This is a genomic window from Streptomyces alkaliphilus, assembly GCF_014141535.1.
Classification (GTDB): domain Bacteria; phylum Actinomycetota; class Actinomycetes; order Streptomycetales; family Streptomycetaceae; genus Streptomyces; species Streptomyces alkaliphilus.
In genome coordinates this window covers 1-6,814 of the sequence record NZ_VKHT01000172.1, presented here as the reverse complement: position 1 = coordinate 6,814, position 6,814 = coordinate 1, and the positions used below count along the sequence as shown (strand labels likewise).

The window sequence follows — 6,814 nt, the reverse complement described above, 5'->3', positions numbered from 1 at the left end:
CCCCCGACCTTCCGCCCTCCCCGCCGGACGGCGCCGGGCAGTCGGTCTGGTCGATGTTCCGCGAGCGCTGGTTCAGCACCCTGTTCCTCACCGACATGTGGGAACGCTTCAGCTTCTACGGCATGCAGGCCCTGCTGTTCCTCTACGCCACCGCGCCCGCCTCCCGGGGCGGCCTGGGAATGTCCGACGGCACCGCCGCGGCGCTCTTCGGCCTCTACATCTCGGCCTCGTTCCTGGCCGCCATGCCGGGCGGCTGGCTGGGCGACCGGGTGCTGGGCACCTACCGGGCGATGCTGTACGGCGCGCTGATCATCGCCGCCGGCCACTACTGCATGGCCTTCCCCACCGAACAGGCCTTCTTCACCGGTCTCTTCCTGGTCGCCTGTGGCACCGGGCTGCTCAAACCGAACCTGCCGGTGATGTTCGACCAGATGAAACCGGGGGCCGACAGCGGTCAGCGGCAGGCGGCGTTCTCCCTGTTCTACATGAGCATCCAGGTGAGCGCCCTGCTGGGGCCGCTGGTGACCGGTCTGCTGGGCGAACACGTCGCCTGGCACCTGGGCTTCGGCGCGGCCGCGGTGGGCATGACCTTCGGGGTCCTGCAGTACGTCCGCGGGGCCCCCTCCCTGCGCGGTGCCCGGACGGGTCCCGGTCGTCCGCTGTCCCCGGCGGCGAGGAGCCTGCTGGTTCGCCGGGCCAAGGTGGGCGCGGTCGTCCTGGTGGCGCTGTACGCGACCGTGACGGCGATCGGCGGACTGCCGTTGCGCCCGGTGCTGGCCCTGTGCGGACTGGCCTGCCTGGTGATACCGATCCACTACTTCCGTCGGATGCTGCGCACCGAAGCCCTGGACACCGCGCAACGGGCCCGGGTCCGCGGTTACGTGCGGGTGTTCGTCCCCTCGGTGCTGTTCTGGGCGATGTACGGGCAGCTGGGGTCGGTGTTCAGTCTCTTCGCCAGGGAGCACACCGACCGGGACGTGGCCGGTTTCACGGTGCCGGCCAGTTGGTTCCAATCGGCCCACCCCTTGTTCCTGTTGGCGCTCGCCCCGCTGTTCGCCTGGCTGTGGCTGCGATTCGGCCGCCGGCTGCGGACGGGACGGAAGTTCGCGGTGGGCCTGGTCTGCGCGGCCCTCGGTTTCGCGGTGCTGGCCGCCGGGGCCCGGCTGGTGGAGAACGGTGGTGCGCCGGTGTCCCCGTTCTGGCTGTTGGCCGCCTTCCTCTTCATGACCTGTGGGGAGCTGGTCTTCGGTCCGGTCGGGTTGAGCACCACGGCGGAGTCCAGCCCCGAGGGACACGGCAGTCGAATGATGGGGCTGTTCTACCTGGGGGCCGCCCTGGGCGCGGGGCTGGGCGGGCAGTTGGCCCAGTTGGTGGAAGTGGTGCCGCTGTGGACCTACCTGGCCGGTTTCGCGGTCGCCGCCGTGCTCATGGGGCTGGTCCCCGCCGGCCGGAGGGCCCCGCTGTGATGTCGAGCCGGCCTGGACACCGTCTCCAGCCGTCCACCGCAGCATCGGGGAGGAAACGGCCCTCCCCGCTTCCGACCCGTTCCGTGAAGGAGTTGCCATGGCACATCGCACCCTCATCGTCGCGCGGATGAATCACGACGACGCGGAGAAGGTGGCGGACATCTTCGCCGAGTCCGACGCCACCGAACTGCCGCACATGATCGGGGTGCAGCGGCGCACCCTCTTCCGCTTCCACGGCCTGTACTTCCACCTGGTGGAGGCCGAGCGGGGCATCAACGAGAACCTCTACCGCTCCCGCAGCCACCCCCTCTACCAGGACATCAACACCCGGCTCGCGCAGTACATGACCCCCTACGACCCGGCGTGGCGGGAACCGAAGGACTCCATGGCCGAGCCCTTCTACAGCTGGACGCCCTGACGCCCATCCCCACTTCCCGGCCCTTCCGTCCTCTCCCGTGGAGCCCTCATGCAGACCACCGGTCTCACGAAGATCACCGTCGACGACGTGCCACCGAACCGCAAGCGCGGGGGTGACCTGCGCGTCCTGCTCAGTCCGAAGACCTGCGGCGCCACCTCCGGTTTCAGCGGAGTGGGCACGCTGGAGCCCGGCGAGTTCGTCTCCGAGCACTACCACCCGTACTCCGAGGAGTTCTTCTTCGTCATCCGCGGCTCGATCCTGCTGCGGGTGGACGACCGGGAGCTCGTCCTGGAGCCGGGGGAGGCGTTCATGGTGCCGATAGGCGTGCGGCACCGCATCGAGAACCCGGGGGACGAACAGGCGTTCGTCGCCTTCTTCCTGAGCCCTCTGGCACCGCGTCCCGAGCTCGGTCACGTCGACTGCGAGCCGCTGCCCGGCGAGGGCACGCTGCCCGAGGTGGGAGGCGCGTGATGAAGCGTGCCGTGATCACCGGCATCGGGGTGGTGGCGCCGGGACAACCCGGCCGGGAGGCGTTCTGGGAAATGATCGTCAAGGGGCGCACGGCCACCCGGCGCATCACCCTTTTCGACCCGAGTCGGTTCCGCAGCCGCATCGGCGCCGAGTGCGACTTCGACCCGGAGGCCGCCGGCCTGTCCTACCGGGAGATCCGACGCACCGACCGCGCCGGACAGTTCGCCCTGGTGGCGGCCCGGGAGGCGATCGCCGACAGCGGTTTCGACCCGGTGACGGGCGACCCGGGCCGGGTGGGGGTGAGCATCGGCAACGGCGTCGGCAACGCCATCTCCATGGAACAGGAGTACCGCACGGTCAGCGACAACGGCCGCACCTGGCTGGTCGACCCCGGCTACATGAAGCCGCACCTCTACTCGTACGTCATGTCGAGTTCGCTCGCCACCGAGGTGGCCTGGGCCACCGGCGCCGAGGGGCCGACCACGGTGGTCAGCTCCGGCTGTTGCGCGGGCATCGACGCCGTGGGCTACGCCGTGGACCTCATCCGCGAGGGCTCGGCCGAGGTGATGGTGGCGGGCGCGACCGACGCCCCCATCTACCCGATCACCGTGGCCTGCTTCGACACCCTGCGCGCCTCCTCCACCAGCAACGACGACCCGGAGCACGCCTGTCGCCCCTTCGACCGGCGACGCAACGGACTGGTGCTGGGCGAGGGTTCCGCGGTCTTCGTGATCGAGGAGCTGGAGCACGCCCGGCGGCGCGGCGCCCGCGTCTACTGCGAGGTCGCGGGCTACTCGGCCCGCGCCAACGGCTACCACATGACCGGACTGCGTCCGGACGGCCGGGAGATGGGCGAGGCGATCACCGCGGCGCTCGACGAGGCGCGGATCAACCCCGAGGAGATCGACTACGCCAACGCCCACGGCTCCGGCACCAAGCAGAACGATCGGCACGAAACCGCGGCGTACAAGCGGAGCCTGGGCGAGCACGCCTACCGCGTCCCGGTCAGCTCGATCAAGTCGATGGTGGGGCACTCGCTCGGCTCCATCGGTTCGATCGAGATCGCGGCCAGCGCCCTGGCCATCGACCGGGGGGTCGTGCCCCCCACCGCGAACTACGAGGAACCGGACCCCGAGTGCGACCTGGACTATGTCCCGGGAACCGCCCGGGAGGCCGAACTGGACGTGGTGTTGAGCGTCGGCAGCGGCTTCGGCGGATTCCAGAGCGCCGTGGTGCTCACATCGCCGAGGAGGATCGCATGAGCGCCCCCGTCTTCACCGGCATCGGTGTCATCGCCCCCAACGGGCTGGACCGCGAGGCGTGGTGGCAGGCCACGCTGGACGGCAAGTCCGGCCTGGACCGGATCAGTCGGTTCGACCCCACCGACTATCCGGTGCGGGTGGCCGGCGAGACCGTGGGTTTCGACCCCGCGGACCACGCGCCGGCCCGCCTGGTCCGGGAGACCGACGCCATGACCCGGTACGCGTTCGCCGCCGCCAACGAGGCGCTGGCCGACGCGGCGATCGACACCGACGCCTTCTCCGACCTGGAGATGGCGGTCATCACCGCCAACTCCTCGGGCGGCGTGGAGTTCGGCCAGCGGGAACTGCAGAAGCTGTACTCCGAGGGACCGCAGGCCGTGGGCGCCTACATGTCCATCGCCTGGTTCTACGCGGCGACCACCGGTCAGTTGTCCATCCGGCACGGGATGCGGGGCCCCTGCGGGGTGCTCTGCTCGGAACAGGCCGGAGGCCTGGACGTGCTCGCCCAGGCGCGGCGGGTCCTGGCCCGGGGGACCCGGTTGGTGATGTCCGGCGGCACCGACGCCTCCCTCTCCCCCTACGGGCTGACCTGCCAACTCTCCAACGGTCGGTTGAGCACCGAGCCGCTTCCGGAACGCGCCTTCCTCCCCTTCGACCGCGCGGCCGGCGGCTACGTGCCCGGGGAGGGCGGAGCCATCCTGATGATGGAGAACCGGGAGGAGGCGGCCGCTCGCGGCCTCGACCACCCCTACGGGGAACTGGCCGGCTACGCGGCCACCTTCGATCCGCGTCCCGGCAGCGGGCGGCCACCGACCCTGCGCCGTGCCGTGGAGCTGGCGCTCGCGGACGCGGGCGTCACGCCGGAGGAGGTCGACCTGGTCCTCGCCGACGGACACGGCGTGCCGGAGTTGGACCGCCGGGAGGCCGAGGCGATCACCGCGGTGCTCGGGGCCGGCCGGGTACCGGTGACGGTGCCCAAGACCATGACCGGGCGCCTGTACGCGGGCGGCGCCCCACTGGACGTGGCCGCGGCGCTGCTGGCCCTGCGCGACGGGGTGATCCCCCCGACGGTGAACGTACGACCGGACCCCGCCCACGGGCTGGACCTCGTGGTCGGTCGGCCGCGCGAGACGGAACTGCGCACGGTCCTCGTCCTGGCCCGCGGCTACGGCGGCTTCAACGCCGCGGCGGTCATCCGATCCCTCTGAACGGTCCCGGCGGCTCCCCCCACGGGGCCCCGGGGCCCTCGAACCCCCCGCGCCCGCTCCCGGGCCGGGCGCCGAGACGGCGGGCGGCCACCACGCCCGTCCCGACCACCCAGAAGGAGAGAACATCATGAGCGGTATCACCTTCGGCGATTTCAAGGCCATCATGAGCCGCTGCGCCGGCGAACTGGACGGCCGGGAGCTCACCGAGAACGACCTGGACACGGCCTTCACCGACATCGGGTACGACTCGCTGGCGGTGCTGGAGATCGCCAGCCAGATCCAGCGGGAGTACGGCCTTCAGATCCCCGACGAGGCGATCGAGGAGATGACGACCCCCGGGGACGTCATCGGTTATGTCAACCGGCACCTGACGGCGGTGTGACATGGCCTCCACCGACAATCGGATCGTCATCAACGCCCCGATGGACCTGGTCTGGGACATGACCAACGATGTCGAGTCCTGGCCGCGGCTGTTCTCGGAATACTCCCGGGCGGAGATCCTGGACCGGGACGGGGACACGATCCGGTTCCGGCTCACCATGCGCCCCGACGAGAACGGCGTGGAGTGGAGCTGGGTCTCCGAGCGCACTCCCGACCCGGTCACCCGCACCGTCCGGGCACGTCGCATCGAGACCGGTCCCTTCACCCACATGAATCTGCACTGGAGTTACACCGAGACCGACGACGGCGTGGAGATGCGCTGGCGCCAGGAGTTCACCGTCCGGCCGGGACTGCCCTTCGGCGACCCGGAGATGACCGAGCGACTGAACACCAACACCCGTCGGGAGATGGCCCGGATCAAGGAGTTGGTCGAGCGGGCCGCCGCCGACCGCACCGCCGGGCGGACGGCGGCCGGTCGGTGAGTGCGGGACTGAGGGTGCTGCTGCGGATCGACGTCGTCGAGGGCGGGGAGGCGGAGTTCGAGGAGTTGTGGCGGGCCCACGCGAAGCACGTCCACACCCTCCCCGACAACCACGGCCAGCAGTTGCTGCGGTCCCGGGGCGAGCGGGGGCGCTACGTGGTGCTGACGGACTGGACGGACGAGCCGACTTTCCGCGCCTTCGAACGGAGCGAGGAGCAGCAGGCGTACCTGCGGCGCCTGTGGCCGCTCCGCGCGGACGGGGAGATGCGGCTCCTGGAACCGATGGACGAGATGACCCCGGCCGTATCGGCCGCCACCCAATCCCTGGAGGATCGATGACCGTACAGCAGGAAGAGGTCGCCGAGCTGATCGAGCTGGTCGAGTCGACCCCCTCGAAGCAGCTGGAAGAAGTGGTGCGGCAGCGCGAGGGCGGCCTCGACGCCGCCCTGGAGCTGATCTTCGACCTGTTGGTGTCGGAGTTCAACCCGCGGAAGGCGAAGGACCAGAAGGGCACCTTCCAGTTCGAGATCGCCTCCTCGGAGGGGACCAAGCTCCACTTCGTCCACGTGGAGGCGGGAACCTGCCGGACGGACAAGGGGCGCAGCGAGGACCCGGACATCACCATCGGGATCAAGTTCCCCGACATGCTGGCGATGGGCGTCGGCAAGCTGCCCGGCGCCAAGGCGTTCCTGACCGGCAAGCTGAAGCTGCGCGGGAGCCCCCTGATGGGCACCAAGCTGGGCGAGTGGTTCGACCACCCCGAGACCTGACCCACCGGTACGACGGCGGAGCCGCCGCCGGGCTCATCGCCCGGCGGCGGCTCCGCCGTCGTACCGCCTCCGCTCAGCCGACGCCGAGGATCGACATGTGCGAGACCGCGAGCATCGCCCGCTCGTGGACGGTCGCCAGGTAGGCGTCCGCGTCGGCCGGGGACCCGGACTCCTCCAGGTGGGGGGCGAGCCACCGCTCGGCGTCGGCCCTCCAGCACCGCTCGGTCAGGTAGCCCACCACGTCATAGGGGTGACCGTCGTACTGCACCACCCGCACCAGCGTGTCCGAGTGCAGGAACAGCGCCGTGCGGACGATCGTGGGGTGCTCCGCCGAGAGTGCCAGGGAGGGGCCGGGGG

10 protein-coding genes are annotated in these 6,814 nt (G+C 70.6%); 9 read left to right on the top strand and 1 reads right to left on the bottom strand.

What is annotated here, in order from left to right; all coding sequences use genetic code 11:
• The 9 genes from FNQ90_RS08265 to FNQ90_RS08225 all read left to right on the top strand — a co-directional run.
• A partial coding sequence (locus FNQ90_RS08265; RefSeq protein ID WP_182605772.1) for a peptide MFS transporter occupies window positions 1-1,466 on the top strand: 1,466 nt, incomplete at its 5' end.
• A 97-nt stretch (window positions 1,467-1,563) separates the two neighbouring features.
• On the top strand, window positions 1,564-1,884 hold the full coding sequence (locus FNQ90_RS08260) for a TcmI family type II polyketide cyclase (protein WP_143621345.1): 321 nt from the start codon (window positions 1,564-1,566) through the stop codon (window positions 1,882-1,884).
• A gap of 48 nt (window positions 1,885-1,932) precedes the next feature.
• Window positions 1,933-2,355, top strand: coding sequence for a cupin domain-containing protein (locus FNQ90_RS08255; RefSeq protein WP_182605771.1), 423 nt, complete (start codon window positions 1,933-1,935; stop codon window positions 2,353-2,355).
• Window positions 2,355-3,617, top strand: coding sequence for a beta-ketoacyl-[acyl-carrier-protein] synthase family protein (locus FNQ90_RS08250; RefSeq protein WP_143621340.1), 1,263 nt, complete (start codon window positions 2,355-2,357; stop codon window positions 3,615-3,617). Before FNQ90_RS08255 ends, FNQ90_RS08250 begins: the two co-directional genes overlap by 1 nt.
• A complete protein-coding gene (locus FNQ90_RS08245; RefSeq protein WP_182605770.1) occupies window positions 3,614-4,825 on the top strand; it encodes a ketosynthase chain-length factor in 1,212 nt (403 codons plus the stop codon). Before FNQ90_RS08250 ends, FNQ90_RS08245 begins: the two co-directional genes overlap by 4 nt.
• Before the next feature lie 127 nt (window positions 4,826-4,952).
• The gene (locus tag FNQ90_RS08240) at window positions 4,953-5,207 is read left to right on the top strand and encodes an acyl carrier protein (protein WP_143624267.1); all 255 of its coding nucleotides are present in this window, start codon (window positions 4,953-4,955) and stop codon (window positions 5,205-5,207) included.
• A 1-nt stretch (window position 5,208) separates the two neighbouring features.
• Complete coding sequence (locus FNQ90_RS08235) at window positions 5,209-5,688, top strand: SRPBCC family protein (protein ID WP_182605769.1); 480 nt, start codon at window positions 5,209-5,211, stop codon at window positions 5,686-5,688.
• On the top strand, window positions 5,685-6,026 hold the full coding sequence (locus FNQ90_RS08230) for an antibiotic biosynthesis monooxygenase family protein (RefSeq protein ID WP_323379838.1): 342 nt from the start codon (window positions 5,685-5,687) through the stop codon (window positions 6,024-6,026). The genes FNQ90_RS08235 and FNQ90_RS08230 overlap by 4 nt, the downstream gene beginning before the upstream one ends.
• On the top strand, window positions 6,023-6,457 hold the full coding sequence (locus FNQ90_RS08225; RefSeq protein WP_182605768.1) for an SCP2 sterol-binding domain-containing protein: 435 nt from the start codon (window positions 6,023-6,025) through the stop codon (window positions 6,455-6,457). The genes FNQ90_RS08230 and FNQ90_RS08225 overlap by 4 nt, the downstream gene beginning before the upstream one ends.
• Before the next feature lie 73 nt (window positions 6,458-6,530).
• Here the strand turns inward: FNQ90_RS08225 and FNQ90_RS08220 are convergent.
• Window positions 6,531-6,814: SchA/CurD-like domain-containing protein (locus tag FNQ90_RS08220; protein ID WP_306663125.1), on the bottom strand; the 284-nt coding region annotated here is incomplete at its 5' end.

What these genes read in the sequence shown, in the direction of transcription:
- FNQ90_RS08250 (WP_143621340.1), top strand. Translation starts at nt 2,355, where the DNA reads ATGAAGCGTGCCGTGATCACCGGCATCGGGGTGGTGGCGCCGGGACAA.
- FNQ90_RS08240 (WP_143624267.1), top strand. Translation starts at nt 4,953, where the DNA reads ATGAGCGGTATCACCTTCGGCGATTTCAAGGCCATCATGAGCCGCTGC.
- FNQ90_RS08225 (WP_182605768.1), top strand. Translation starts at nt 6,023, where the DNA reads ATGACCGTACAGCAGGAAGAGGTCGCCGAGCTGATCGAGCTGGTCGAG.
- FNQ90_RS08260 (WP_143621345.1), top strand. Translation starts at nt 1,564, where the DNA reads ATGGCACATCGCACCCTCATCGTCGCGCGGATGAATCACGACGACGCG.
- FNQ90_RS08255 (WP_182605771.1), top strand. Translation starts at nt 1,933, where the DNA reads ATGCAGACCACCGGTCTCACGAAGATCACCGTCGACGACGTGCCACCG.
- FNQ90_RS08235 (WP_182605769.1), top strand. Translation starts at nt 5,209, where the DNA reads ATGGCCTCCACCGACAATCGGATCGTCATCAACGCCCCGATGGACCTG.
- FNQ90_RS08245 (WP_182605770.1), top strand. Translation starts at nt 3,614, where the DNA reads ATGAGCGCCCCCGTCTTCACCGGCATCGGTGTCATCGCCCCCAACGGG.